This is a genomic window from Spirillospora sp. NPDC052242 (assembly GCF_040679555.1).
In the GTDB taxonomy this organism is placed as follows: domain Bacteria; phylum Actinomycetota; class Actinomycetes; order Streptosporangiales; family Streptosporangiaceae; genus Spirillospora.
The window spans coordinates 185,858-210,582 of record NZ_JBFAUZ010000007.1; the positions used below are offsets into that span (position 1 = coordinate 185,858).

The 24,725-nt window shown below is 73.4% G+C and carries 23 protein-coding genes and 2 riboswitches; of the genes, 7 read left to right on the forward strand and 16 right to left on the reverse strand.

Annotated features, from left to right (window positions below; all coding sequences use genetic code 11):
- Positions 1-12: 12 nt before the first annotated feature.
- From AB0L25_RS08305 to AB0L25_RS08325, 5 genes are all read right to left on the reverse strand, one after another.
- Positions 13-972, reverse strand: a complete 960-nt coding sequence (locus AB0L25_RS08305) for an ROK family glucokinase (protein WP_500169905.1) — start codon at positions 970-972, stop codon at positions 13-15.
- A 54-nt stretch (positions 973-1,026) separates the two neighbouring features.
- Positions 1,027-1,611 (reverse strand): hypothetical protein, encoded by a 585-nt coding sequence (locus AB0L25_RS08310; RefSeq protein ID WP_500169907.1) that lies wholly within the window; start codon positions 1,609-1,611, stop codon positions 1,027-1,029.
- A gap of 43 nt (positions 1,612-1,654) precedes the next feature.
- Complete coding sequence (locus AB0L25_RS08315) at positions 1,655-2,089, reverse strand: SRPBCC family protein (protein ID WP_500169909.1); 435 nt, start codon at positions 2,087-2,089, stop codon at positions 1,655-1,657.
- 100 nt (positions 2,090-2,189) lie between these two features.
- The gene (locus AB0L25_RS08320; RefSeq protein ID WP_500169911.1) at positions 2,190-2,957 is read right to left on the reverse strand and encodes a metallophosphoesterase family protein; all 768 of its coding nucleotides are present in this window, start codon (positions 2,955-2,957) and stop codon (positions 2,190-2,192) included.
- A gap of 86 nt (positions 2,958-3,043) precedes the next feature.
- Positions 3,044-3,742 carry a copper homeostasis protein CutC gene (locus AB0L25_RS08325; protein ID WP_500169913.1) on the reverse strand — a complete coding sequence of 233 codons (699 nt, stop codon included), beginning with the start codon at positions 3,740-3,742 and terminating at the stop codon, positions 3,044-3,046.
- Between the two features lie 208 nt (positions 3,743-3,950).
- Between AB0L25_RS08325 and AB0L25_RS08330 the strand changes: the two genes are divergently transcribed.
- Positions 3,951-5,744: an AMP-dependent synthetase/ligase gene (locus AB0L25_RS08330; protein WP_500169915.1), complete on the forward strand. Its 1,794-nt coding sequence runs from the start codon at positions 3,951-3,953 to the stop codon at positions 5,742-5,744.
- Between the two features lie 3 nt (positions 5,745-5,747).
- On the opposite strand, the gene AB0L25_RS08335 is transcribed toward AB0L25_RS08330, so the two are convergent.
- Positions 5,748-6,410, reverse strand: coding sequence for an SDR family oxidoreductase (locus AB0L25_RS08335; protein ID WP_500169916.1), 663 nt, complete (start codon positions 6,408-6,410; stop codon positions 5,748-5,750).
- Positions 6,411-6,444: 34 nt separating this feature from the next.
- Positions 6,445-7,038, reverse strand: a complete 594-nt coding sequence (locus AB0L25_RS08340; RefSeq protein WP_500169918.1) for a TetR/AcrR family transcriptional regulator — start codon at positions 7,036-7,038, stop codon at positions 6,445-6,447.
- A gap of 330 nt (positions 7,039-7,368) precedes the next feature.
- Here AB0L25_RS08340 and AB0L25_RS08345 point away from each other — a divergent pair, with 330 nt between their 5' ends.
- Positions 7,369-8,481: an MFS transporter gene (locus tag AB0L25_RS08345; RefSeq protein ID WP_500169920.1), complete on the forward strand. Its 1,113-nt coding sequence runs from the start codon at positions 7,369-7,371 to the stop codon at positions 8,479-8,481.
- Between the two features lie 10 nt (positions 8,482-8,491).
- On the opposite strand, the gene AB0L25_RS08350 is transcribed toward AB0L25_RS08345, so the two are convergent.
- The 6 genes from AB0L25_RS08350 to ctaE all read right to left on the reverse strand — a co-directional run bounded on the left by AB0L25_RS08350 (position 8,492) and on the right by ctaE (position 15,022).
- Positions 8,492-9,298, reverse strand: coding sequence for a hypothetical protein (locus AB0L25_RS08350; RefSeq protein WP_500169921.1), 807 nt, complete (start codon positions 9,296-9,298; stop codon positions 8,492-8,494).
- A gap of 58 nt (positions 9,299-9,356) precedes the next feature.
- Positions 9,357-10,484 carry a glycosyltransferase family 4 protein gene (locus AB0L25_RS08355; protein ID WP_500169923.1) on the reverse strand — a complete coding sequence of 376 codons (1,128 nt, stop codon included), beginning with the start codon at positions 10,482-10,484 and terminating at the stop codon, positions 9,357-9,359.
- A 124-nt stretch (positions 10,485-10,608) separates the two neighbouring features.
- Positions 10,609-12,261: a cytochrome bc1 complex cytochrome b subunit gene (gene qcrB / locus AB0L25_RS08360; RefSeq protein ID WP_500169925.1), complete on the reverse strand. Its 1,653-nt coding sequence runs from the start codon at positions 12,259-12,261 to the stop codon at positions 10,609-10,611.
- The gene (qcrA, locus tag AB0L25_RS08365; RefSeq protein ID WP_500169927.1) at positions 12,258-13,373 is read right to left on the reverse strand and encodes a cytochrome bc1 complex Rieske iron-sulfur subunit; all 1,116 of its coding nucleotides are present in this window, start codon (positions 13,371-13,373) and stop codon (positions 12,258-12,260) included. The genes qcrB and qcrA overlap by 4 nt, the downstream gene beginning before the upstream one ends.
- Entirely contained in the window at positions 13,370-14,284 is a 915-nt protein-coding gene (qcrC, locus tag AB0L25_RS08370) for a cytochrome bc1 complex diheme cytochrome c subunit (protein ID WP_500169929.1), read from the reverse strand. The genes qcrA and qcrC overlap by 4 nt, the downstream gene beginning before the upstream one ends.
- A 51-nt stretch (positions 14,285-14,335) precedes the next feature.
- Positions 14,336-15,022: an aa3-type cytochrome oxidase subunit III gene (gene ctaE, locus AB0L25_RS08375; RefSeq protein ID WP_500169931.1), complete on the reverse strand. Its 687-nt coding sequence runs from the start codon at positions 15,020-15,022 to the stop codon at positions 14,336-14,338.
- Between the two features lie 106 nt (positions 15,023-15,128).
- Between ctaE and AB0L25_RS08380 the strand changes: the two genes are divergently transcribed.
- Complete coding sequence (locus AB0L25_RS08380) at positions 15,129-15,551, forward strand: hypothetical protein (RefSeq protein ID WP_500169933.1); 423 nt, start codon at positions 15,129-15,131, stop codon at positions 15,549-15,551.
- 98 nt (positions 15,552-15,649) lie between these two features.
- On the forward strand, positions 15,650-16,699 hold the full coding sequence (gene trpD, locus AB0L25_RS08385) for an anthranilate phosphoribosyltransferase (RefSeq protein WP_500169935.1): 1,050 nt from the start codon (positions 15,650-15,652) through the stop codon (positions 16,697-16,699).
- A gap of 63 nt (positions 16,700-16,762) precedes the next feature.
- Here the strand turns inward: trpD and AB0L25_RS08390 are convergent, their stop codons facing one another.
- The 3 genes from AB0L25_RS08390 to AB0L25_RS08400 all read right to left on the reverse strand — a co-directional run bounded on the left by AB0L25_RS08390 (position 16,763) and on the right by AB0L25_RS08400 (position 19,768).
- A complete protein-coding gene (locus AB0L25_RS08390; protein WP_500169936.1) occupies positions 16,763-17,050 on the reverse strand; it encodes an Lrp/AsnC family transcriptional regulator in 288 nt (95 codons plus the stop codon).
- An 86-nt stretch (positions 17,051-17,136) separates the two neighbouring features.
- Complete coding sequence (locus AB0L25_RS08395) at positions 17,137-17,883, reverse strand: rhomboid family intramembrane serine protease (RefSeq protein WP_500169938.1); 747 nt, start codon at positions 17,881-17,883, stop codon at positions 17,137-17,139.
- A gap of 55 nt (positions 17,884-17,938) precedes the next feature.
- Positions 17,939-19,768, reverse strand: a complete 1,830-nt coding sequence (locus AB0L25_RS08400) for a DEDD exonuclease domain-containing protein (protein WP_500169940.1) — start codon at positions 19,766-19,768, stop codon at positions 17,939-17,941.
- Between the two features lie 235 nt (positions 19,769-20,003).
- On the opposite strand from AB0L25_RS08400, the gene AB0L25_RS08405 reads away from it, so the two are divergent.
- From AB0L25_RS08405 to AB0L25_RS08415, 3 genes are all read left to right on the forward strand, one after another.
- Complete coding sequence (locus tag AB0L25_RS08405; protein ID WP_500169941.1) at positions 20,004-21,269, forward strand: NYN domain-containing protein; 1,266 nt, start codon at positions 20,004-20,006, stop codon at positions 21,267-21,269.
- Positions 21,270-21,457: 188 nt separating this feature from the next.
- A complete protein-coding gene (locus AB0L25_RS08410; RefSeq protein ID WP_500169943.1) occupies positions 21,458-22,501 on the forward strand; it encodes a C40 family peptidase in 1,044 nt (347 codons plus the stop codon).
- Between the two features lie 507 nt (positions 22,502-23,008).
- A riboswitch (cyclic di-AMP (ydaO/yuaA leader) is annotated at positions 23,009-23,199 on the forward strand.
- Positions 23,200-23,439: 240 nt separating this feature from the next.
- Positions 23,440-23,567, forward strand: a riboswitch (cyclic di-AMP (ydaO/yuaA leader).
- Between the two features lie 11 nt (positions 23,568-23,578).
- Entirely contained in the window at positions 23,579-24,478 is a 900-nt protein-coding gene (locus AB0L25_RS08415; RefSeq protein ID WP_500169944.1) for a C40 family peptidase, read from the forward strand.
- The last annotated feature ends 247 nt before the right edge of the window (positions 24,479-24,725 follow it).

Consider the following 24,725-nt stretch of genomic DNA (forward strand, 5'->3'; position numbering starts at 1 on the left):
GCCACGGGCCCGTCACAGGGTGGGCGCGGGCACCCGGGCGAGGTCGGCGGCACCGACGATCCCGGCGGCCGAGCCCAGCTCCGCGATACGGATGTCGGGCAGCGGGCGGTGGCCGCGCCCCGTCAGCGCCTCCCCGAAGGACGTGCGGATCGGATCGAGCAGCAGGTCGCCGGCGTCCGACAGGCCGCCGCCGATGATGAACGCGCCCGGGTCGAGGATGGCGCTGAGGTCCGCCAGGCCCTGCCCGGCCCACTGCGCGACCGTCCGGAAGCACTCCAGCGCCGCCTGGTCGCCCTCCCGCGCCGCCTGCGTCACCTCGGGCCCGCGGATGCCCTCCGGGGTGCCGCCGCCCAGCTCCAGCAGCCGTCCCGCCATCGCGGGCGCCACCCGGGCCAGGTCGCGGGCCTCGTGGACGAGCGCGTTGCCGCTGGCGTACTGCTCCCAGCAGCCCCGGTTGCCGCAGCCGCAGCGCCGCCCGTCCGGGACGACCCGGAAGTGGCCGACCTCGGCGCCGATGCCGAACCGGCCGCGGTACAGCTCGCCGTTGAGCACGACGCCGCCGCCGATGCCGGTGCCGAGCGTGATGAGGACGAGGTGGTCCTCGCCGCGCCCGGCGCCGAACCGGGCCTCGCCCCAGGCGGTGGCGTTGCCGTCGTTCTCCACCACGACCGGGAGCCCGACGAGGCTCTCCACCTTCTTCTTGATCGGCTCGTCCCGCCAGGCGAGGTTCGGCGCGAACAGCACGGTGGAGCGGGTCTCGTCGACGAACCCCGCGGTGCCGAGCCCGACCGCCGTGACGTCCGCGTACTTGCCCTTCAGCAGCTCGACGACCTCGGCGATGACCTCGGCGGTCTCCTTGGGGTTGGTCGAGGGCGTCGGCCGCCGGACCTTCTCCAGGATCGTTCCACGGTCGTCGACGACCCCCGCGGCCACCTTCGTGCCGCCCACATCCACGCCGATGGTCAGGGCCATGTACGCATCCTCCTCTTCACGCGGCCCCCCACGGGGCGCGTACCGCACTGCACGTCAGTCGCCGGAGCCGCCGGAACCGCCGGTGGCGGCCGACCACGCGTCGCCCTCCGGACGGTCGTGCCGCTCCCCCGACCGATCAGAGGTACCCGCCGGGCGGCCCGCCGACTCCTGGCGTGACCGCTTCCGGTACGTACCCGCGTCCCGCCCGCCGCCGTCGCGCGGACGTCCGTCCCGGGCGCGGTCGGCGGCGGCGATCACGTCGAGGGCGGCCGCCAGCAGCGACTCGCCGGCGTCCCGCAGGTGCCGGGCCACGTCGCCGCCCGCCTCGCGCCGGATCGCGATGGCCCGGCAGACCGGGCAGTCGCGGCACTCGGGCGCGCCGGTGGCGATGCGCGGCTCCTCCGCCCCGCCGTGCGCGCGGGCGCCGTCGGCGCGCGGCGGCTCGGCGGTCGCCGCCGCCCACACGTCGCCGGGCTCGTCCGCCGCGGGACGGCCGCGGTCGCGCTCGGGGCCGCGGTCCCGGTCCCGGTCGTCCGGCCGCCGGGGGTCGCCGAAGATTCCGGCCCGGGACGCGCGCCGCAGCAGCGCGTCGAAGACCCGGCCCGCCTCGTCCAGGATGTCGCCAGGCTGGTCGCTCATGACTCCATCATCCATCCGTCGTCGCAGGGGGAGGGCATCCGGTTCAGCGCTCCACCCGGCTCTTGAGGCCCTTGAGCGCGGTGTCGACGATGCGCTTCTCGGCCTTGCGCTTCACCATCCCGGGCACCCGCACCCGGACGTCCAGGGTCAGGTCGTAGGTCACGCGGGTGCCGCCCGCCTCGTCCGCGAGGGTGTAGGCGCCGTCGAGGCCGGTCACGACCGTCCCCTTGTCCGCCAGCCGCCACGTCACCCGGTCGTCGCCCTCCCAGGTGTAGACGAGGCCGACGGTGTCGCTGAACGGGCCGCCGTCGAACGTCAGCCGGGCCCGCTCCGCGCGGCCGTCCGCGCCCGTCTCCTGCACCGTGAACTCCCGGACGCCGCTCGCCCACTCCGGGTACGCCTCCAGATCGGCGATCACCGCCATGATCTCGGCCTTGCCCGCCTGGACGGTGAGGGAGGAACTGGTGCGGTCCGCCATCTGCGTTTCCCTTCCGGCTCTGCGTGGACTCGGGTGGACGGTGCGTGGCCGCCGCGGGGCCGGAGCGTGAACCTCGCGTGGACGCCCCCGCCAGTATCCTTCACACCGTCAGGACGTACGGCACGCCGCGCGCACGGAAATGGCCCACGTTCACGCATTCGGTCCGTCCGATACGGATGCGGGACGCCAGCGGCTGGTGCACGTGCCCGAAGAGGACGTACCGGGGCTCCGTCCGGTGGATCGCCTCGAGGATCGCCTCGCTGCCCCGCTCGAACCGGCGCGCCACCGTGTCGTACAGCAGGTCGGGGACGGCGGGCGGGATGTGGCAGCACAGCACGTCGACCTCTCCGACGGCCGCGACCTTCGCCGCGAACGTCTCGTCGTCCAGCTCGTAGGGGGTGCGGTACTCGGTGCGCAGCCCGCCGCCGACGAACCCGAACCGCAGGCCGCCGATCTCCGCGGTCTCGCCGTCCAGGACGCGGTGCCCCTCGCGCAGGTGCGGGCCCCACATGCGCGGGACGTCCACGTTCCCGTACGTCAGGTAGGCGGGGGTGGGCATCGCCGCGAACAGCTCGGCGTACTGGCGGTCGACGGCCCGCTCGATGTGCGGCCAGGCGTCGCCCTCCAGGGACGCCCACAGGTCGCGGGAGAACGCGCGCGCCTCGTCGAACCGCTTCTGGGTGCGCAGCTCGATGAAGCGGTCGGCGTTGGCGCGGCCGAACAGGTCGGCGAAGATGCCCTGCGCGTGGTCGGAGTAGTCGATGAACAGGATGAGGTCGCCCAGGCAGATGAGGGCGTCCGCGCCGTCCGCCGCGGTCCGGAGCGCCTCCGCGCGGCCATGGACGTCGCTCACCACGTGGATCCTCATGAACCGACTCTAATGGGGCGAACCAGAACGGAACACACCCACCGGCCCGCTGTCCGCGCGTTCCCGCTCCCCCGCCCGCCGGCGGTTTAGCCGTCGGCGGCCGCGGCGACGAGCGAGCGCCACTCGGCGACGAGCGCCGCGTCCACGGGCGCGTCCCAGGACCCGTCGGGACGGACGGCCGTGCCGACGTGGAACGACCCGATCCCCGCGGCCGCCAGCACCGCGACGTGCTTGCGGCGCAGCCCGCCGCCCGCCATGATCAGCCCGGCCGCGGCGGCGTCCTCGGCGGCGCGCCGCACCAGGACGTCCACGCCCGCGTCGACGCCGCGCGCCGAACCGGCGGTCAGGACCGTGTCGAGCCCGCCGCCGAAGCCGCGGACGACCTTCCACGCGTCCGCCGGGTCGGCGGCGTGGTCGAGGGCGCGGTGGAACGTCCAGGGCAGCGGCCCCGCCGCCGCGGCGAGCTTCTCCGTCGCGGCCGCGTCGACGTGCCCGAACGAGTCGAGGAAGCCGAGGACGAAGCCGTCCGCGCCCGCCTCGGCGAGCCCGGCGGCGGCGTGCCGGAGCCGGTCCAGCTCGGCGCCGGTGGTCCCGAACCCGGCGTTGGCGCGCAGCATCACCCGCAGCGGCAGGTCGGTGGCGTCCCGGATCGCGGCGAGCACGTCCGGGTCGGGCGTCAGGCCGTCGGCGGCCATGTCGGCGACGACCTCGAGCCGGTCGGCCCCGCCCTCCTGCGCGGCGCGCGCGTCGGCGGCGGTCAGCGCGATCACTTCGAGCAGCGACATGCGGCACCCCCGGCCCAGGTTCCTGTGAGACCCGACCAAGCGTAGAGGAACCGGCCCCCGCCGCCACGGGACGGCCGCGCTCTTTGCCGTCCGTTGACCGGGCCGCGTGCGCACGGGGCGAGCACCTTTCCTACCCGTGGGTATCATGCCGTTCCGGAGAAGCCGGACGGTTTCCCCGCAGTCCCGGAGATCGATCGAGGAGCAGGCCGTGCGCGAGTTCAGCGTCCCCGCGATGGTGGAGGTCCCCGACTCTGCCAACCTGACCGACGCGCCGTTCACCCGGGCGGCCGAGGCCCCCGGCACCATCGTGCTGCGCCGCAAGCACGGCGACGCGTGGCGCGCCGTCACCGCCGCCGAGTTCGCCGCCGAGGTGACCGGCGTCGCGAAGGGCCTGATCGCGGCCGGGATCGAACCCGGCGACCGGGTCGGCCTGCTGTCGAAGACGCGGTACGAGTGGACCGTCCTCGACTACGGCATCTGGGCGGCGGGCGCCGTCGCCGTGCCGATCTACGAGACGTCCTCCCCCGAGCAGATCGAATGGATCCTCGGCGACTCCGGCGCCAAGGCCGTGTTCGCCGAGACGGACGCGCACATCGCGTCGATCGAGCAGGTCCGGGGCGGGCTCCCGGACCTGACGCACGTCTGGGGCATCGACGCTGGCGCCGTCGCCGAGGTGACCGGGCTGGGCCGGGACGTCGGCGAGGACGCGGCGGCCGAGCGGCGACGCGCGCGCGGCGCGGCGGACGTCGCCACGCTCGTCTACACCTCCGGCACCACCGGGCGCCCGAAGGGCTGCGAGATCACCCACGGGAACCTGGTGCTGACCGCCCGCAACGCCGTCCAGGGCGCCATCTCCGAGGTCGCCGTGGACGGCAGCGCGACGCTGCTGTTCCTGCCGCTCGCGCACGTGTTCGCGCGGCTGATCGAGGTCGCGAGCATCGAGGGCGGGATCGTCCTCGGGCACAGCGACATCCCGAACCTGCTGCCCGACCTCGCCTCGTTCCGGCCGACGTTCCTGCTGGCCGTCCCGCGCGTGTTCGAGAAGGTCTACAACGGCGCCGAGCAGAAGGCGATCGCCGGCGGCAAGGGCAAGATCTTCAAGGCGGCGGCCGACACCGCGATCGCCTACAGCCGGGCGCTGGACGACGGCGGCCGGCCGGGCCTCGCGCTGAAGGCCAGGCACGCGGTGTTCAACGTGCTCGTCTACGGCAAGCTGCGCGCGGCCGTCGGCGGGCGGGTGCAGTACGCGGTGTCCGGCGGCGCCGCGCTCGGCGAGCGGCTCGGCCACTTCTTCCGCGGCGTCGGCATCACGATCCTCGAGGGCTACGGGCTCACCGAGACCACCGCCCCGGCGGCGGTGAACCGGCCCAGCGCCATCAAGATCGGCACCGTCGGGCAGCCGATCCCGGGCGTGGACGTCCGCATCGCCGAGGACGGCGAGGTCCTGTTCCGCGGCGTCAACGTCATGCGCGGCTACTGGAACAACGAGTCCGCCACGAAGGAGTCCCTGGAGGACGGCTGGCTTCACACCGGCGACCTCGGCTCCCTCGACGACGACGGCTTCCTGAAGATCACCGGCCGGAAGAAGGAGATCCTGGTCACCGCCGCGGGCAAGAACGTCGCGCCCGCCCCGCTGGAGGACCGGCTGCGCGCTCACCCGCTGATCAGCCAGTGCCTGGTCGTCGGGGACGGCCGCAAGTTCATCAGCGCGCTGATCACGCTGGACGAGGAGGCGCTCGGCCCTTGGAAGGAGCGGCACGGCAAGCCCGCCGCGATGACCGTGGACGAGCTGCGCCGCGACCCCGAGCTCGTCGCCGAGATCGAGGCCGCGGTCGCCGAGGCCAACAAGGCGGTCAGCCGCGCCGAGGCGATCAAGAAGCACGTCGTGCTCGGCGTCGACTTCACCGAGGAGGCCGGGCACCTCACCCCGAGCCTCAAGGTCAAGCGCAACGTGGTGATGAAGGACTTCTCCGGCGAGATCGAAGCGCTCTACACCGCCTGACCGCTAGCCGCACAGATCGGCGACGGCGTCGGCGACCGGCGTCCCGCCGTTCAGCAGGTCCAGGGTGCGGCGCCGCACGCGCGGCTCGTCGAGCAGCGCCACCAGGACGGCGGCGACGTCGTCGCGGGTGACGGCGCCGTGCCCGATCGGCGGCTCCTCCAGGCGCACGAGCCCGGTGCCCGGGTCGTCGGTGAGGCGGCCCGGGCGCAGGATCAGCCAGTCGAGGGCGTCCCGCGCGCGCAGGTCGTCCTCCGCCTCCCCCTTGGCCCGCACGTAGGCGGCCCACACCTCGTCGCGGGACGGGTCGGTCCGCTCGCCCGCGCCCATCGCCGAGATCTGCAGGAAGTCGCGGACCCCGGCCCGCTCCGCCGCGTCCGCCGCGAGCACCGACGCGGCCCGGTCGACGGTGTCCTTGCGCGCCGCCCCGCTGCCCGGTCCGGCCCCGGCGGCGAACACGACGGCGTCCGCGCCGGCGAGCAGGCCCGCGACGTCCTCGACGGCCGCCTCCTCCAGGTCGAGCACGACCGGCTCCGCCCCGGCCTCCCGCAGGTCGTCCGCGTGGTCCGGGTTGCGGATGATGCCCCGGACCGTGTCCCCCCGTGCGGCGAGCAGCCGGGACAGCCGCAACGCGATCTGCCCGTGCCCGCCAGCGATCACTACGTCCATGACGCGATCCTACGGCGGCGCCCGACAGGCGCCCTCAGCCGGATGCGGCCGCGCGCCCCTCCAGCGCCGCGCCGGCGAACCGCATGACGTGCTCCCGCATCGCCGCGACCGCCTCCGGCGAGTCGAGCTTCGCGCCGAGCAGCTCGGCGAGCTGCGGCAGCGCCAGCGGCATCATCGCGAGCCCGAGCAGCGACAGCACGGCGCGCCCCACCTCGGGCGACGGCTCCTCCCCCAGCCGCTCGGCGAGCGACGAGACCTTCCGGCCGCAGCGCTCCACCCGCCACGGCTGGTCGGGCAGCGCGTCGGAGCGGTCGTGCAGCGCCTCCCACATCAGCAGCCGCAGCAGGTCGGGATGCTCGCGGTAGTGGTCGAACGCCTCGCCGACGTACGCGACCGGGTCGTCCCCGAGCACGCCGATCGTCGCGGCGAACTCGTCGAGCGCCTCCTTGATGACGGCGTCGAACAGCTTCTCCTTGTTGCCGAAGTAGCCGTAGATCCGCTCCTTGTTGACGCCCGCGCGGGCGGCGATGCGGTCGACGCGCGCCCCGGCGATCCCGTGCTCGGCGAACTCCTCGCGGGCGGCGGCGAGCAGTGCGTCCCGGGTGGCGGTCGCGGGGTTCTTCGGCATGTGCGCATCGTACCGAATCCCGCCACCAACCGGTTGGTTGACATCCAACCAGTTGGTTGACTACCGTCCCCCACCATGACCCGCCGCACCACCAGAGCCCGCCCCTCCACCGAGCCTTTGGCCGCACCCCCTCCGATCCCTGCCGCCGACTCCCCCACCACCCCGTCCACAAAACCGCCCTCGGCCTCCACCGACCCCGCCGCCGAGCCGTCCGCAAACCGGTCGGCCGGCTCCGCCACCCCGTCCTCCGGGGCGTCCGCGGGGACGTCCCCGGCCTCGGCCTCGGCGGGGTCGGCGGTGGGGGGCGGGTATGCGCCGTTCGGGGCTACCGTGGCGGTGCTCGCGGTCACCGCGCTGCTCGCCACCAGCCAGCTGTACGGGATGATCCCGCTGCTCGGGCGTGCCGCGGCCGGCTGGAGCGTCGACCCGGCGTCCTTGACCTGGCTCGTCAGCGTGTTCGGGTTCGGGTACGCCGCCGGGTTCCTGCTGTTCGGGCCGCTGTCGGACCGGGTCGGCCGCCGCCGGGTCATGGTCGGCGGCGTCGCGGCGACCGCCGTCACCACCGCGCTCGTCGCCGCCGCGCCGTCCGCCGAGATCGGGATCGTGCTGCGGATCGTGCAGGGCGTCACCATCGGCGCGTTCCCGCCCGTCGCGATGGCCTACGTCGGCGAGCGCGTCGCTCCGCACCGCAGGCTCGTCACCGTCACCGCGATGACCACTGGTTTCCTCGCCGCCGCCGTCGTCGGCCAGCTCGCCGCGCAGGGCCTCGCCGCCGCGTTCGGCTGGCGGTCGTTCTTCCTCGCCGGCGGCGTCGCGTTCGCCGCCGCGGCCGTCGTGCTCGCGCGCGTCCTGCTGCCGGACGGGCCGACCGGCGGGGCCTCGCCCCTCGCCGCCTACCGCACCATGCTGCGGCTGCTGCCCGCCCCCGGCCTGTGGCCGCTGTTCCTCGCCGTCCCCGTCGTGCTCGGACCGTTCGTCGCGATCTACACCGGGCTGCAGCTCACCGGCACCACCGGGCTGCTGGAGCTGCGCGCGAGCGCGCTGCCCGTCATCCTCGCGGTCCCGTTCCTCACCGCCCGGCTCGCCCGCGTCCCCGGGCCCGCGCGGGCCGCCGCGGCGCTCGCGCTGTCGGCGGCCGGCGTCGCGCTCGTCGGCCTGCTGGAGCCGGGGACGCTCGGGCTCGCTCTGCTGCTGATGCTCGTCACCGCGGGCACCGCCGTCGCCGCCCCCGGCCTCATCGACATCGTCGTCGCGCGGGCGGGCGCCGCGCGGGCACCGGCCGTCTCGCTGCACAGCGCGCTGCTGTTCGCGGGCGCCAGCCTCGGGCCGCAGCTCGCCGCGGCGCTGACCGGCCACGGGCTGCGCGCCCTCGGCCTCATCCTCGCCGCGCTGCTGGCCGCCGGCGCCCTGCTGGTCGCCGCGTCCCGCCGCGGGCCCGCGTGACCCGGACGGTTCAGCTCGTCCAGGGGAGGCGGACGCCCTCCAGATCGGGGTCGGCCAGCACCGCGTCGACCAGCGCGGCCGGGCCGACGATCTTCGTCCCCCACAGGTCCCAGTCGCAGTACACGATCCAGGACCGGTCCTCCGGCCACAGGTTCGACGGGCAGCTGTTCATGGACGGGTGGTCGTACAGCGGGCCCGCGTCGCCGAGACGCCCGACGAGGACCGTGTCCTCCTCCCACTCGTTCGTCACGAGCGGGCAGTAGTACGCCAGGCAGCGGGTGTCGGCGCCCGACGGGGTGTACCTCAGCAGCACCCCGATCAGCCGCTGCCAGCTCTCCCGGTCCAGGCAGCCCTCGGCGGGCGGCCGGATCGCCGCCGACCAGCTCCCCGCCGGGTGCGCCTGCCGCAGACAGCGGTTCCCGGGCAGCTTCCCCTCCGGGACGACCGGCTCCCCGAAGCCGCGCGCGAGCTCCCGCCACCGCAGCCGCCGCCACCCCCGCCCCGGATGCCCCGTGCGCCCGAGGTCGGTGCCCGTGTCGATCGCGCCCTGCAGCAGCTCGCTGACGTCGCTCACCGGCTCCGGCAGCCGCGACGTCCCCGTCAGCCCGGCCTCGGTCATCGACTTGTGGAGGTCGTCGTGCGTCGTGGTGACGAGCCCCTCCTCCCACGCGTACATCGCGTGCAGCACCCAAGCCGCGTCGGGACGGCGCGGCGGCTGGAACCCGCTGTACCCGTGCTCGGGATCGAGCTGCTCCAGCCAGCGGGCGGCCGCCCCCGGAACCCGGACCCATGCGTCCTCGACGTGCGCGTTCTCCATAGCAGGCATCCTGTCACCCGTTGACCGGACGCGGTACGCGCCCGGAGGCGCTATTTCCTCAGCCGTCGAGCAGCGTTCCCAGCCGCGCCGCCTGGATCTCCCAGCGCCACTCCCGCTCCACCCACGCCCGTCCCGCCTCGCCCATCGCGCGGGCGCGCGCGGGGTCGGCGAGGAGGTCCGCGACGGCGGCGGCGACCCGCGCGACCGACCGTCCCGGCACCACCACGCCCGTCTCCCCGTCCAGGACGGCGTCGGGCGCGCCGCCCGAGTCGCCCGCGACGACCGGCAGGCCGGTCGCGGACGCCTCCAGGTACACGATGCCGAGCCCCTCGACGTCCAGGCCGCGGCGGCGGGTGCGGCACGGCATCGCGAACACGTCCCCGGCGTCGTAGTGCGCGGGCAGTTCCTCCCACGGCACGCTCCCGGTGAAGACCACCGAGCGGGACACCCCGAGGGACTCCGCCAGCCGCTCCAGCTCGGCGCGGTACGGGCCGCCGCCCACCAGCAGCAGCGCCGCGTCCGGAACCCGCCGCAGCACCCGCGGCCACGCGTGGACCAGCGCGTCCTGCCCCTTGCGCGGCACCAGCCGCGACACGCACACCGCCACCGGACGGCCGGCGAGCCCGTACCGGTCGCGGACGTCCGCGCCGCCCGCCCCGGCCCGGAACTCCTTCTCGTCCACGCCCGGCGCGAGGTGCGCCATCCGCGCCGCCGCGGCCGGGCTCAGCGCCCGCGCCATCCGGGAGCGCGTGTACTCCCCCAGGTACGTGAGGACGTCGACGCCGTCCCCGATCCGGCCGAGCAGGGTCCGCGCGACGGGCAGTGCCGCCCAGCCGGCCTCGTGCCCGTGCGTGATGCCGACCAGCCGCCGCGCGCCGCGCCGCCGCAGCGCCGGGGCCAGCAGCCCGAGCGGGGCCGCCGCGCCGAACACGACGGAGTCGCAGTCCTCGGCGCGCAGCAGGTCCGCCGCCCGCCGCAGCACGCCCGGCTCCGGCAGCATCAGCGAGCCCGGATGCCGGACGACGGGGAACGGCTGCTCGGCGTCGAAGCGCGCGGCGCCCTCCCAGGCGGGCGCGTACACCACCACCGAACCGGGCGGACGGCGCAGCGCCAGGGCGTGCACGAACGCCTGGATGCCGCCGGGGCGGGGCGGGAAGTCATTGGTCACGACGAGGGTCTTGGTCATCGCTGCCAAGGATAGGGAGGGCCGGGTCCGTGCACGTCACCGGCCGGGCGTGCCGGGGAAAGGCGGAGGGCCCGCCACCGGTCGTCCGGTGGCGGGCCCTCCGCGCGTAGCGGTGCGCCGCGGGTCAGCTGCGCAGCTCCTTGGAGCCCTTCGACTCCTCGCCGCTCTCGACCTCGGCGTGGCCGCCGTGGCCGTTCTCCTCGTGGCCGTGCTCCTCGACGGGAATGTCGTCGATGTTCCAGGCACGGTTGAGGCGGGCGCGCAGGTGCCCGAGCGGTCCCTTCGAGGACGGCGCGGGGATGCCCTGCGCGTCCTTCGTCGGGGCCGGCGGACGGGCGGTCTCCTTGGCGAGGAGCTTGGCGCGCTCCTCCTCCTTGGCGGGCTCGTGCCGCTCGGCGAACTTGCCCTCGGGCGACATCGTGATGATGCCGCTCTCGACGCCGTGCCCGAGGGTGTCGGCGTCCCTGCGCTGCAGGCCGAGGCAGATCCGCTTCGTGATGATGTACGCCAGCACCGGCCCGACGAAGATCGCGACCCGGAAGAAGTACGTCGTGGCGAACAGCGACACGTGGAACTTCTCCGCGAGGACGTCGTTCGCGCCGGCCAGCCAGAACAGCCCGTAGAACGTGACGGCCGCCATGCCGATCCCGGTGCGGACCGGGGCGTTGCGCGGACGGTCGTTCACGTGGTGGCTGCGGCGGTCGCCGGTCACCCACTGCTCGAGGAACGGCCACGCCATCGCGCCGCCGAACACGATGCCGAGCGGCAGCGTCGCCGGGATCAACACGTTCCAGCTGATCGTGTGACCCCACAGGTTGGTCTCCCAACCCGGCATGAGCCGCAGCGAGCCTTCCAGGACGCCCATGTACCAGTCGGGCTGCGACCCGGCGGAGATGGCCCCCGGATCGTACGGGCCGAACAACCAAATCGGGTTGATCTGGAAGAACGCCCCCATCAGCGCCAGCACACCGAACGTGAACAGGAAGTAGGCGCCCGTCTTGGCCATGAAGACCGGGTAGAACGGGTAGCCGTAGACCTGCTTCTCGGTCTGGTTCTTGACCGGCATCGCGGTGTGCTTCTGGTGCCACATGATCATCATGTGGGCGGTCACCAGGGCGAGGATGATGCCCGGGATCAGCAGGATGTGCAGCATGTAGAGCCGCGGGACGATGTCCGTGCCGGGGAACTCGCCGCCGAACAGGAACATGTACCCGTAGGTGCCGACCAGCGGGATCGCCTCGAGCACGCCCTGGGTGATCCGCAGGCCGGTGCCCGACAGCAGGTCGTCCGGCAGCGAGTAGCCGAACAGGCCCTCGAGCATCCCCAGGATGAACATGGTGATGCCGATCAGCCAGTTCAGCTCGCGCGGCTTGCGGTAAGCGCCGGTGAAGAACACCCGCAGCATGTGCGCCAGGATCGACGCCATGAACAGGATCGCGGCCCAGTGGTGGATCTGCCGCATGAGCAGTCCGCCGCGGACGTCGAAGCTGATGTGCAGCGTCGAGGCGTACGCCTCGGACATCTTGACGCCCTGGAGCTGCTCGTACGAGCCGTGGTAGACGACCTCGACCATGCTCGGCTTGAACCAGAGCGTCAGGAAGGTCCCGGTCAGCAGCAGGATGATGAACGAGTACAGCGCGATCTCGCCCAGCATGAACGACCAGTGGTCCGGGAAGACCTTCTTGACGTTGCGCTTGAAGAAGCTCGTCGAGCCGAGGCGCTCGTCGATGAAGCCCAGCGAGCCCTCGATCGCCTTCGGAGCCGTCGTGTCGCTCATCCGCGCTCCCAGAAGCTCGGGCCGACGGGCTCGCGGTAGTCGCTCGTCGCGATGATGTACCCGTCCTCGACGCTGAGCGGCAGCTGCGGCAGCGGCCGCGCGGCCGGGCCGAAGACCACCTTGGCCGCGTCCGTCGCGTCGAAGGTCGACTGGTGGCACGGGCACAGGATGTGGTGCGTCGTCTGCTCGTACAGGGCCGCCGGGCAGCCGACGTGCGTGCAGACCTTCGAGTACGCCACGATCCCGTTGACGTGCCAGTTCTCCCGGCCCTCGGCGGGCTTGAAGTCGCCCGACGGCACGTTGATCAGGATGGTGACGGCCTTGGCGACCTCGGTGAGCACGTCGTGTTCGTCGACCTGCTCCTCGATGCCCTCGGGCAGCACCGTGATCATCGAGCCGGGCGTGGCGAAGTCACTGACCTTGAGGGGCTTGTGGGTGCCGTCCACCACCAGGCGGACGCCCTTCTTCCCCTCCTTCTTCGCCTTCTCGACGGCCGGGCCCCAGTGCGTGTGGCGCAGCCGCTTCTCCGGCAGCGGGCCGAGGTCGCGCAGCAGCACCAGCGGGGCGAGGCCCAGCGGCGCGGCGGCCAGCAGCAGCGTCCGGCGCAGCAGCGGCCGCTTGGTGATGCCGCTGTCGGCGGCGCCCTCCAGGAAGTCCTGGGTGAACGCCGCGCGCGTCTCCGCGTCGCTGACCAGCTCGTGCCGCTCCTGCGTGATCGGCTTGCTGGTCATCAGACGGCGCACCCAGAGGGTGACGCCGGCCGCCATCAGCAGGAACGCGGCGGCCATCGTGCCGCCCAGCCAGAAGTTGGACTCCTGGGCGCGCAGGATGCCGTGCATCCCGCCGTCGCGGCCGCTCCAGCCGATGTAGTAGGCGATGAAGGCGACGCTCGCCGCGAACGCCAGCAGGAAGAGCAGGGCGACGACGCGCTCGGCGCGCCTCGCCGACTGCTCGTCCAGCTGCTCCCCGCTGCCCGCGGGCGCGGAGATGTCGTCCTCGGCGAGGAGAGCCTTGTCCCTCGCCGGGGACGGCGTGCCGATCACGCGTTCGCGCGGCCCGCCTTCCTCGCGCGGGCCCTTGGAGCCCGCGGTCTCCTTGTTGTCGTCGCTCATGACTTCTTCAGCTTCTTCGGCTTCTTCGCGGTGATCCACATGGCCGACAGCACCAGGAAGCCGATGCCGAACAGCCAGCCGGCCAGGCCCTCGCTCACCGGGCCCATGCGGCCGAGGCCCCAGCCTCCGGGGTTCGGCTCCTCCCGCGTCTCGACCAGGTAGGCGATGATGGCCTGCTTGTCCTTGGGCGTGAGCGTGGTGTCGTTGAACACCGGCATCGCCTGCGGGCCGGTCAGCATGGCCTCGTAGATCTGCGTGGGCGTGACGTCGCTCGTCGAGAGCGCCGGCGCGTACTTACCGCCGGTGAGGGCGCCGCCCTGACCGGTGAAGTTGTGGCACTGGGCGCAGTTGGTGCGGAACAGCTTCCCGCCGAGCGCGGCGTCACCGCCCTCGGGGTCGGTGACCGACTCCGGCGGGATCGGCGGGCCGCCGCCCAGGGAGTCGATGTAAGCGATCAGGTCGTGGAGGTTGTCCTCCGCCTCGGCCTTCTGCTTCTCGGCTTCCTCGCGCTCCTTCGGATCCTCGTAGTCCGTCGAGATCGTCGTGTCGAACACGGGGATCGGGTCCTTGCGCGGGATCTGCGCCCCAGGGTTCATCGCGGGCATGCGGCCCGTGCTGACCTGGAAGTCGACGGAAGCGGCGCCGACCCCGATGAGGCTGGGAGCGATCCAGTTGCCCTCGGCGTCCTTGGTGCCCTCGCCGTTGAGCCCGTGGCAGCTCGCGCAGTTCTTGTTGAACAGCTGCTTGCCATGCTCGATGTCCTCGGCGGTCTGGGCCTTGCCCGCCGCCGCCTGGGCGCGCTCGGTCTGCGGCGAGAAGCCGGCGTAGATGACGCCGATCGCCGCCAGGGCCGCCAGCACGACGGCGTAGCCCGCCCACGGGCGCCGTCGCCATGCGGTGAACCTTTTCACGGAAATCCCCGTTCGGGTCATGTCGTCTGGTAGGTCAGTCGGGTCAGGTCGTCACAGGTCGAGCAGGTAGATCGCGGCGAACAGGCCGATCCACACCACGTCGACGAAGTGCCAGTAGTAGGACACGACGATCGCGCTGGTGGCCTGCTCGTGCGTCCACCTCTTCGCGGCGTACGTCCGTCCGAGGACGAACAGGAACGCGATGAGGCCGCCGGTGACGTGCAACCCGTGGAAGCCGGTGGTCAGGTAGAAGACCGACCCGTAGGCGGAGGACGAGAGCGTCAGCCCCTCGTGCACGACGAGCTCGTAGTACTCGTAGGCCTGGCCGGCGACGAAGTAGGCGCCCATGAGGAACGAGAGGACGTACCACTCGCGCAGTCCCCAGCGCCGGAAGTTCAGGAGGCTGCCGTCGCGCCCGACCTTCCCGGCCTCCGCCTTGAACACGCCCATCTGGCAGGTCACGGACGACAGGACCAGGATGGTGGTGTTGATCGATGCCAGCGGCAGGCTGAGGTGGGCGCCCGGCCAGGCGTCCTGCCCGGACTGGCCGATCGTCACGGAGCGGATCGTGAAGAACATCGCGAACAGCGCCGCGAAGAACATCAGCTCGGACGACAGCCAAACGATCGTCCCCACGCTGACCAGATTGGGACGGTTCGCCCGTGCGTGAGGTGTTGTCTCTATCGCGGATGCTGTCACGGGCAGCATTATTGCGCCCCTATCCCGTGAGTGACGCATGACCCCCCTCCTAGAGTTCCCGGGCGTGTTCGGGGAGCCCGCCCGACCGCCGAAAACCCGCCCGGGATCTCGTGCGCGCGGCCCGGAGCGGGTAACCTTCCTCGACATGAGCACCGCCCCGGAGAGCCCGATGAAGGTTCTCGTCTACAGCGACGACGCGAACACCCGCGCCCGGATCCGGACGGCGATCGGGCGCCGCCCCGCCGCGGACGTGCCGCGGGTCGAGTTCGTCGAGTGCGCGACCCAGCCCGCCGTGGTCCGGCGGCTCGACGAGGGCGGCATCGACGTGCTCGTCGTGGACGGCGAGGCGCAGCCCGCGGGCGGGCTCGGCGTGTGCCGCCAGGCCAAGGACGAGGTCTTCGACTGCCCTCCGGTGCTGGCGATCATCGCCCGGCGCGACGACGGCTGGCTCGCGACCTGGTCGCGCGCCGACGCCGTCGTGAGCCTGCCGCTGGACCCGATGGCCCTCGCGAAGGCGCTCGCCGGCCTCATGCGCTGGCGCCTCGAGAACCGCCTTCCGGCCCTGTAACACCAGCTCGCCGGGGAGGCGGGGCGAAGCCCCGGCCCGACACCCCGGCCGGGAGCCCGCACCGCCCGTCCCCGGTGACCGACCTCACCTGGGGAGACATGGACGCGCGCACGACCTGGCCCGCTCTGCTCAACGCGCTGCTCGACGGCGAGTCGCTGACGAGCGAGGAGACGTCCTGGGCCATGAACACGATCATGGCCGGGGAGGCCACCGACGCGCAGATCGCGGGCTTCGCCGTCGCGATGCGCGCCAAGGGCGAGACCGTCGCGGAGGTCGCCGGGCTCGCCGAGGGCATGATGGACAACGCCACGCCGATCCACGTGCCGGGCCCCATCGCCGACCTGGTCGGGACGGGCGGCGACCGCGCCCACACGGTGAACGTGTCGACGATGGCGGCGGTGGTCGCGGCGGCGGCGGGCGTCACCGTCGTCAAGCACGGCAACCGGGCGGCGTCGTCGTCGTGCGGGTCCGCGGACCTGCTGGAGCACCTCGGCGTCGCCATCGACCTGTCCCCCGAGGCCACCGCCCGGGTGGTCGAGGAGACCGGCATCACCTTCTGCTTCGCGCCACGGTTCCACCCCGCGCTGAAGTACGCCGGACGGACGCGCAGCGAGCTCGGCACCCCCACGGTGTTCAACTTCCTCGGCCCGCTGACGAACCCGGCGCGGCCGACCGCGCAGGCCGTCGGGGTGTTCCACCCGCGGATGGCCGGGGTCATCGCGGGCGTGTTCGCAGCGCGCGGCTGCTCGTCGCTGGTGTTCCGCGGCGACGACGGCCTGGACGAGCTGACCACCACGGGCACCTCGACGGTGTGGGTCGTCCGCGACGGCACGGCGACCGAGACGACGTTCGACCCGGCCGACCTCGGCATCCCGCGCGCCACGCCCGACGACCTGCGCGGCGCCGACGCGGCGTTCAACGGGCGGGTCGCCCGGGACCTGTTCGCGGGCGAGACCGGCCCGGTCCGCGACATGGTGCTGCTGAACGCGGCCGCGCTGATGACGGCCTACGACGGCGCGCCGCCCGCGGACGAGCTGACCGGCGCGCTGGGCGCCGCGTACGAGCGGGCCGGCCGCGCGATCGACTCGGGCGCGGCGAACGAGCTGCTGGCCCGCTGGGTCGAGGTGTCGCAGGGCCTGCGCGGCTGACGCGTCCCGGCCCGCCTCCGGGCGGGCCGGACGCCGGACGCCGGACGCCGGAGCGTCCCGGCGTCAGTCGGCGTCGGGCAGGCCGAGGGAGAACGCGGCCTCGATGTCGTGCTTGGAGTAGGTGCGGAACGCGATGTGCGTCTCGGTGCCGACGACGCCGGGGACCTTGTTGAGCCGCCCGGGGATGACGTCGTTCAGCTCCTCGTGCCGCCGGACCCGGACCATCGCCATGAGGTCGCTGTCCCCGGTGACGGAGTAGACCTCGCTGACGCCTTCCAGCGCGGCGATCGCCTCGGCCACCTCGTGGATGCGCGCGACGTCGGCCTTGACGAACACGATCGCAGTGACCACTGCACCCTCCCCTGTTGCGTGACGACCCGACTCTATCGGGACGTTCCGCCGCGCGGCGGCGCCGCCGGGGCCGGTGGACGGCGCCGTCAGCCGCGGCTCAGCGCGGCGAACCGGCGGGCGGGACCCGCGCGGCGGGCGAGGAGGGCGAACAGCGCCCCGGCGACGAACCCGCAGATGTGCGCGGCGTACGCGACGTTGCTCTCCTGCCCGAGCGAGAGCCACTGGACGACGAACCAGTAGCCGAGCACGACCCACACCGGCAGCCGCATCACGATGACGGGCAGCACCCAGGTGACGACGCGTCCCCGCGGGTTGAGGATGACGTAGGCGCCCATCACCCCGGCGATGGCCCCGGACGCGCCGATGAGCGGGACGACGGAGTCGGGCGAGGTGTAGGCGAACCCGTAGACGGCCGCGAGCCCGAACAGCAGGTAGGCGGCGAGGTACCGCCACCGTCCGAGCCGGTCCTCCAGCCCCATCCCGATGACGAACAGCGCGACGACGTTGCCGAGCAGGTGCAGCGCGTCCGAGTGCACGAACATCGAGGTGAACGCCGACGTCCAGGGGATCTTGCCGCCGTCGGCGGGGCCGCACTCGTACCGCTCCTCCGTCGGCAACGGCTGCTGGTCCCCGGTCGTCAGCTCCTTGGGCACCGCGCCGTACTCGTAGCCGAAGTGGACGGCGTTGCACCGGCGCACCTCGTCCTCGCCGTACCAGGTCGCGAAGTTCGACATGGGGGTGAGCAGGAACACCACGACGTTGGCCGCGACCAGCACGTACGTCACCCAGGGCACGCGCCGCGCGGGCTGGCTGTCGTAGAGCGGCAGTGCCATGTGCGGGCGGTCCCCCGGGGATGCGTGCGCGGACGATCACGTCACTCTAGCGGGGTCAGCGCATGGGGCGGCGGGACGCGCGGGACTGCGTCGCGTGCGCGGTGTAGGCGCGGTCGCCGTAGGCGCGGTCGCGGGTGGCCCGGTCGAGGCGTTCGCGCTGCCCCTCGGCGCCGTGCGCCGGGCACGTCCACGTCCCGCCGACCTCGACCAGGCGGACGCCGGGGCGGTCGAGCCAGCGCAGCACGCACTCCATCTCCTCGGCGGTGGCGCCGGTGGACGGCGGCGCGCCGAGCGCGACGCCGCCCGGTGCGCCGCCGAACGGCGGGAACACCGTCTCGGCGGTGGCGATGAGCGCGTCGACGTAGGGGCGTGGGCGGGCCTGCGGCGGGACCGTCCCGGCAGCGGCGAGCCGGCCGTACCGGACGACCGACAGCTCCCAGCCGCCGTCGAAGGCGGGCAGGGCCGCGACGAGTTCGGGCAGGGCGGCGAGCGCGGCGAGCCGCTGCCCGCGGGCGGCGGCCCGGACGAACGCGTGCAGGCGGTCGCGCTGCGCGGCGGCCTCCTCGTAGCGCAGTTCGGCGGCGAGCCGGTCGATGCGGACCTGCGCGGCGGCGACCACCGGGCGGACGTCGCCGCGCATGACGGCGCGGGCGGTGTCGGCGTGCGCGGCGTAGTCGGCGGCGGACTCGCGCCCCTCGCAGGGGGCGCCGCAGCGGCCCAGCTCGGCGAGGGCGCAGGTGCGGGCCCGTCCGGCGTCGATGAGGCGCGGGGTGAGCCGCTGGGTGCACTGCCGCAGCGGGACGGCCTCGTGCAGCGCGGCGCGCGCCTCCTCGGCCTGGTGGCGGGACGAGACGGGGCCGAGGTAGCAGGCGCCGTCGTCGCGGCATTCGCGGACGATGGACAGCCGGGGGAACGGCTCGTCGGTGAGCTTCAGCCAGATGGCCCGCTCGGGGAACTTCGACCGCTTGTTGTAGCGGGGCTTGTGCTCGGCGATGAGCCGCAGCTCGCGGACCTCGGCCTCCAGCCCGGTGGCGCACGGGATCGTGCGGACGTTCTCGGCGAGGCCGACCATCTCGCGGACGCGGCGGCGGGTCTCCGAGCCGGTGAAGTAGCTGCGGACGCGGGAGCGCAGGTCGCCGCTCTTGCCGACGTACAGCACCTCGCCGGAGCCGTCCTCGAACAGGTAGACGCCGGGGGCGCTCGGCACGCCGTCGGCGAGGTGCCGCTTGCGGCGCTGCTCGGGGGTGGGGGCCTTGGCGAAGCCGCGCATGTCCTCCAGGGAGGTGACGCCGAAGGAGCCGAGCCGTTCGATGAGGCCGTGCAGCACCTCGACGGTGGCCCGGGCGTCGGCGAGCGCGCGGTGCGTCGGCTCGGTGGCGGTGCGGAAGAACCGGGCGAGCGTGCCCAGCTTGCAGTTGGGGACCTCGTCGCGGGACAGGACGCGGCGCGCGAGGTCGACGGTGTCGACGACGGGGAAGGCGGGCCAGGCGCGCCCCTGCGCGGCGCACGCCGCCTTGAGGAACCCGATGTCGAAGGGCGCGTTGTGCGCGACGAGGACGCTGCCCTGCGCGAACTCCAGGAACGCGGGCAGGACCGAGTCCATCCGGGGGGCGGCCGTCACCATCGCGGTGGTGATGCCGGTCAGGGCGGTGATGAACGGCGGGATCGGGCCGCCGGGGTCGACCAGCGTGCCGAACTCGCCGAGCGGTTCGCCGCCGCGCACCTTCACGGCGCCGATCTCGGTGATGGCCGAGTCGGCCGCGGAACCGCCGGTGGTCTCGAGGTCGACCACGACGAAGGTCACCTCGGCCAGGGGCGTCCCGAGGTCGTCCAGAGTGCCCTGGACCCCGACGTCCGGCACATCGTTCCCGTGCGCAGTCGTCATGACGGCGACCGTAGAGGACGCCACCGACAGTCACGGAGGACGCCACCCGCGGGCGACCGTGCCGCTAGGGTGGCGGGGTCGGCCGGACGGGGGCGCCGGTTAGGGTGCGGGGCGCCCGGGAAGACCTGTCCTTCCCGGAGAGCGCACCGGCGGCAACCCCGGAAGGAGCGGGATCATCGACAGCGGGCCCGAAGAGCGGCTGGAGCGGCCGCTGCCCGAGGCGGTGCGGCACGGCGTGGTGGAGACGGCCGCCGACCTGCTCGGGGCGCTGCCGTCCGGTGAGGTTCCCATGCCGCTGCGCCGGTTCGCGCGGTTCGAGCGCCGCAAGCGGGCCAAGCTCGCCGGGCAGCACATCGCGGCGCTGCTGGAGAAGGACGCCGGGTTCCGGGCGAGCGTCGCGGAGCCGCTGCGCGCGGCGCAGCCCGAGCTGGCCGAGGCGGTCGAGGGCGGCGACGTCCCGCCCGCCGCCGACCCGGTGCGGGTGGCGATGCTGGGGTACCTGCTGCGGCCGCCCGGCTGGACGGCGCTCGTCGAGGCGGCCCGGGAGGAGTTGGAGCGGTCCGCGACGGTCTCGCAGGAGCAGGACGCCGAGCGGCGCGTCGCCGCGCTGAAGGAGGAGGTCGCGGCGGCCCGGACGGCCCGCGCCGGGGAGCTCGACAAGCTGCGGGCGGAGCTGCGCGGGGCGAAGGCGGAGGTCGCGGAGCTGCGCCGCAAGCTGCACGACGCGCGCGCGAAGGCGCGGGCCGCGCAGGAGCACGCCGCCGAGGTGACCGCCGACGCGGAGCGGGAGCTGACGGCCGCGCGGGAGCGCGCGGCGGCGTCCGACAAGGAGCTGCGCAAGCTGCGGTCGCGGACGGAGCGGGCGGAGGCGGCGGCGGAGGCGGCCAAGCGCGCCGCCCGCGAGGGCCGCAACGTGGACGACGTCCGGCTGCGGATGCTGCTCGACGCGCTGCAGGACGCGGCGCTGGGCGTCCGGCGGGAGCTGGCGCTGCCGTCCACCATCGGGCGGCCGGCGGACGCGGTCGGCGGGATGGAGCCGGACGCGCTGACGCACCGGACGCTGCCGGGGCGGGCGCTGTCGGACAGCGACCCGCAGCTGCTGGACCGGCTGCTGACGCTGCCGCAGGTGCATCTCGTGGTGGACGGCTACAACGTCACGAAGACGGGGTACGGGGAGCTGCCGCTGGCCGACCAGCGCAACCGGCTGGTGTCGGGGCTCGGCGGGCTCGCGGCGCAGACCCGCGCCGAGGTGACGTGCGTGTTCGACGGGGCCGAGCTGGACGGGCCGGTGGCGATCGCCGCGCCGCGCGGCGTCCGGGTGAAGTTCAGCAGCCCGGGGCAGACGGCCGACGAGCTGATCGGCGAGCTGGTGCGGGCGGAGCCGCCGGGCCGGGCCGTGGTGGTGGTCTCGTCGGACCGCGAGGTGGCCGACGCGGCGCGGCGGGCGAATGCGCGGCCCTGCCCGTCGACGCTTTTGCTGCGGCGGCTCGGCCGTTCCTGAGTGAGAAATCTCCCACGCCGCCGGCCGCGAGTGCCGTGAGCTCCGGCGTTCCGTGATCTTGCCGTGACGAAAAGTGGGTGTTCGGCAGAGAAGCCGAGCAAATAGTGATGAACCGGTTGTGAGCGGTGTGGGGCCTCGCTAATGTCGTCGGCTGATTGTGTCGTCGACGAGAGGGGCTGATTTCGACCGTGACCAATGATCACATCGGGGAGCCCACGCGCCGCAAGGGCGGGCTCGGGACGGCGAGGGCGGTTCGCGGGCTGGCGGTCGCCGCCTGCCTCGCCGTGACGACCTCGCTCGTGTCCGCCCCGGTGGCGGCGCACGCCGACCCGCAGCCCACGGCCGCGGAGGCGCAGAAGAAGCTCGACGAGCTGAACAAGAAGGTCGATCAGTACGTCGAGAAGTACAACGACATCGGTGAGAAGCTCAAGATCGCCAAGAAGAAGTACCAGACGGCGAACAAGAGCGCGACCGAAGAGCAGACGAAGTTCGAGGAGCAGCGCCGGACCGTCGCCCAGATGGCCGCCAACGCCTACAAGAAGGGCGGCGACGACGCCACGAACGTGGCGGGCTTCGCGAGCAGCGAGGACCCGCAGGCGATCCTCGACCAGTCCGCGGTCTTCTCGCTGCTGTCGCGCGAGCGCAGCTCCGAGCTCACGCAGTTCATCGCCACCGCGCAGCGGCTCCGCCGGGAACAGGCGGCGGCCAAGACCGCCTACGAGGAGGTCAAGGCCAAGTCCGACGAGATCAAGAAGCAGAAGGCGAAGGTCGAGAAGGAGATCGACAAGCAGCAGAAGCTTGTCCGCCGCCTCGGCGGCACGACCTCCTCCTCGAGCGGTTCGGGCAGCGTCGGCGGCACCTACAACGGTCCCGCCAGCGGCGCGGCCGGGACGGCGCTCGACTTCGCCTACGCGCAGCTCGGCAAGCCGTACGGGTACGGCATGGAGGGCCCGAACTCCTACGACTGCTCCGGTCTCACCATGAAGGCGTGGGCGGCGGCGGGCGTGAGCATCACGCGCACGACGAACTCGCAGTGGGCGGCCACCAAGCGGGTCGCGAAGAGCGACCTGCAGCCGGGCGACCTGGTGTTCTTCAGCGGTCTCGGGCACGTGGGCATGTACGTCGGCAACGGCCAGATGATCCACGCGCCGCGCACCGGGAAGAACGTCGAGGTCGTGAGCATCACCTCGGGTTACTACCTGAACAACTACTACGGCGCCGGGCGCCCCTGACACACCCCCCGGGTGCCAGGAACGCCCCGCGACGCGGGCCTCGGCCGAGGTCCAGGAGCGGGCGCCGGAGACGACGGACCAGGTCCTACCTGGTCCGTTGTCGTTTTAGTGGGGATTTGCCTCCGCTTGAAGCTTTGGTACGTTGTCCTCACTCGCGGCGCCCTCCAGACGCCGCGGTCCGCGGGGCCGCTCCGGCACCGCGGCCCGCACGGCACATCCAGTGGTCGTGCGACGGGCGGCGCGCCCCACGCGCCGTCTCCCCCCTTCCGGCGGCACGCCCCACGTGTCGCCTCCCCCCGGCGGCACGTTCCGCGTGCCGCCCGCGGCACCGCGACGGTGCCGCGTCGGTCCCGCCGAGGCCCCGCCTCCGCGAGACCAGGCCGAGACCCGTCCCGTGCGCACGCGGCAGCGTGCATGGAGCTGTCAGCGTTCCACGAGGTCAGGGCACGGCCCGGGCGGTTCCCCTGGACAGGGCCCGCCGTCATCACAACAGCAGCGCCGCTCGTTCGCAGCGGCACGCCGAATCCGCCTCGCGCGGAGCCGGGGACCCATTCGCGTCGGAGTCCGGACCGTTCCGGACGGGCATTCCGACGCCGGGGTGAATCGGCCCGTCCCCTGGACACGTCCAGCGGACGGCCGTAGGGCCACTTCCCGCCCGAACCCGTCAGCTAACCCGGTAGGCGTCTGGAAGAAACGGAGTGTGAATTCTGTCCGACATCCCCTCAGAAATTCTTCGAGAGCCGATTCTCGAGGCGTCCCGCATGCCCTTTGACGGGCACGTGAGGACCATCTAGCCGAAACGGCATTCCAGGGCGTGGTCGCCGGACGACCCGGCGGCCGCGCCCGCCGCCTCCCCGCGGGCACCGCGCCCCGGGAGGCCGACCATCCGCACCGGCGTGCCCGCCCCCCGGGCGCGCCGCCGCCGAGTCCGCCGCGGCCGCGCACGGCCGCCGCGGAGCCGGGGACCCACCAGTTCTTTCGGGGTGAATCGGCCTGCCCCCAGGCCGTAGGGCGGCTTCCACGCCCGAACCCGTCAGCTAACCCGGTAGGCGGAATGGAAGCCAAGGAGAAATCCCCGTGGCAGGCAAGCACCGGGCCGCCAGGCGACGCACGCCCGGCCCGTTCCCCCTTTCCACCCCCCTCCCCTCCGCCCTGCGCGACGCCCGCGAGCAGATGCGCGCGGTGCCGCAGACTCTGCGGACGTCCCCCCGGTCGTGGAGCGCCATTCCCCTCTCGTGGCGCACCACCGGCGGCGTGGTCGTCGGTGCGGCCGTCCTCGGCACCGCCGCGGCGACCGCGCAGGCGTCGGTCCTGCCGTTCGACTCCGGGACGGCCGAGACCGCGGCCGGGTTCGCGGTCGTGCAGGACGGCGGCGACCGCGGTTCCGGCGGTTCCGCGGCGTCCGACGACGCCGGGGAGCCCGGCGGAGCCGGCGCGTCCGCGGACGCGCCGGCCGCGGAGAGCGGGGCGGCGAAGAAGAAGAGCAGGCCCACCGCGCAGGACGCCATCGCGATGGCGGAGAAGCAGGTGGGCATCGAGGAGGACGCCAACGGCGAGACGAAGTTCAACGACTGGTACGTCGAATCGGAACGTTCCAAGGAGACGGTCGAGCGGGACGGCGGCTCCCTCTCGGGCTACAGCGACGCCGCGTGGTGCAGCATGTTCGTCTCGTGGGTCGGCTCCCAGATCGGGGCCAGCGACCAGTTCGGGCACGACGCCTACACGGTCACGCACGCGCAGTGGTTCAAGGACGAGGGCCGCTGGGGCACCGAGCCCAAGCCCGGCGCGATCGTCTTCTTCGACTGGGGCGGCAGCGACTCCATCGACGCCATCGACCACGTCGGCATGGTGATCGAGGAGATCGACGACGGCACCGTCAAGACGGTGGAGGGCAACACCGACAGCGCCGTCAAGATCCGGGAGCGCTCGACCTCGAGCATCGTCGGCTACGGATACCCCGAGTACGCCGAGAAGTGACACGACCGGATCGAGCACGACCGGATCGAGCACGACCGGATCGAGCACGACCGGATCGAGCACGACCGGATCGAGCACGACCGGATCGAGCACGACCGGATCGAGACCGTCCGGATCGAGACCGTCCGGATTGAGACCGTCCGGATTGAGACCGTCCGGGCGAGGTCGTCCGGGTGCATAGGATCGCGCCCATGAAGGACGACCTCGCCCCGGACGGCGCGCGCGGCCCCGTCTCGCGCCGCAGGGC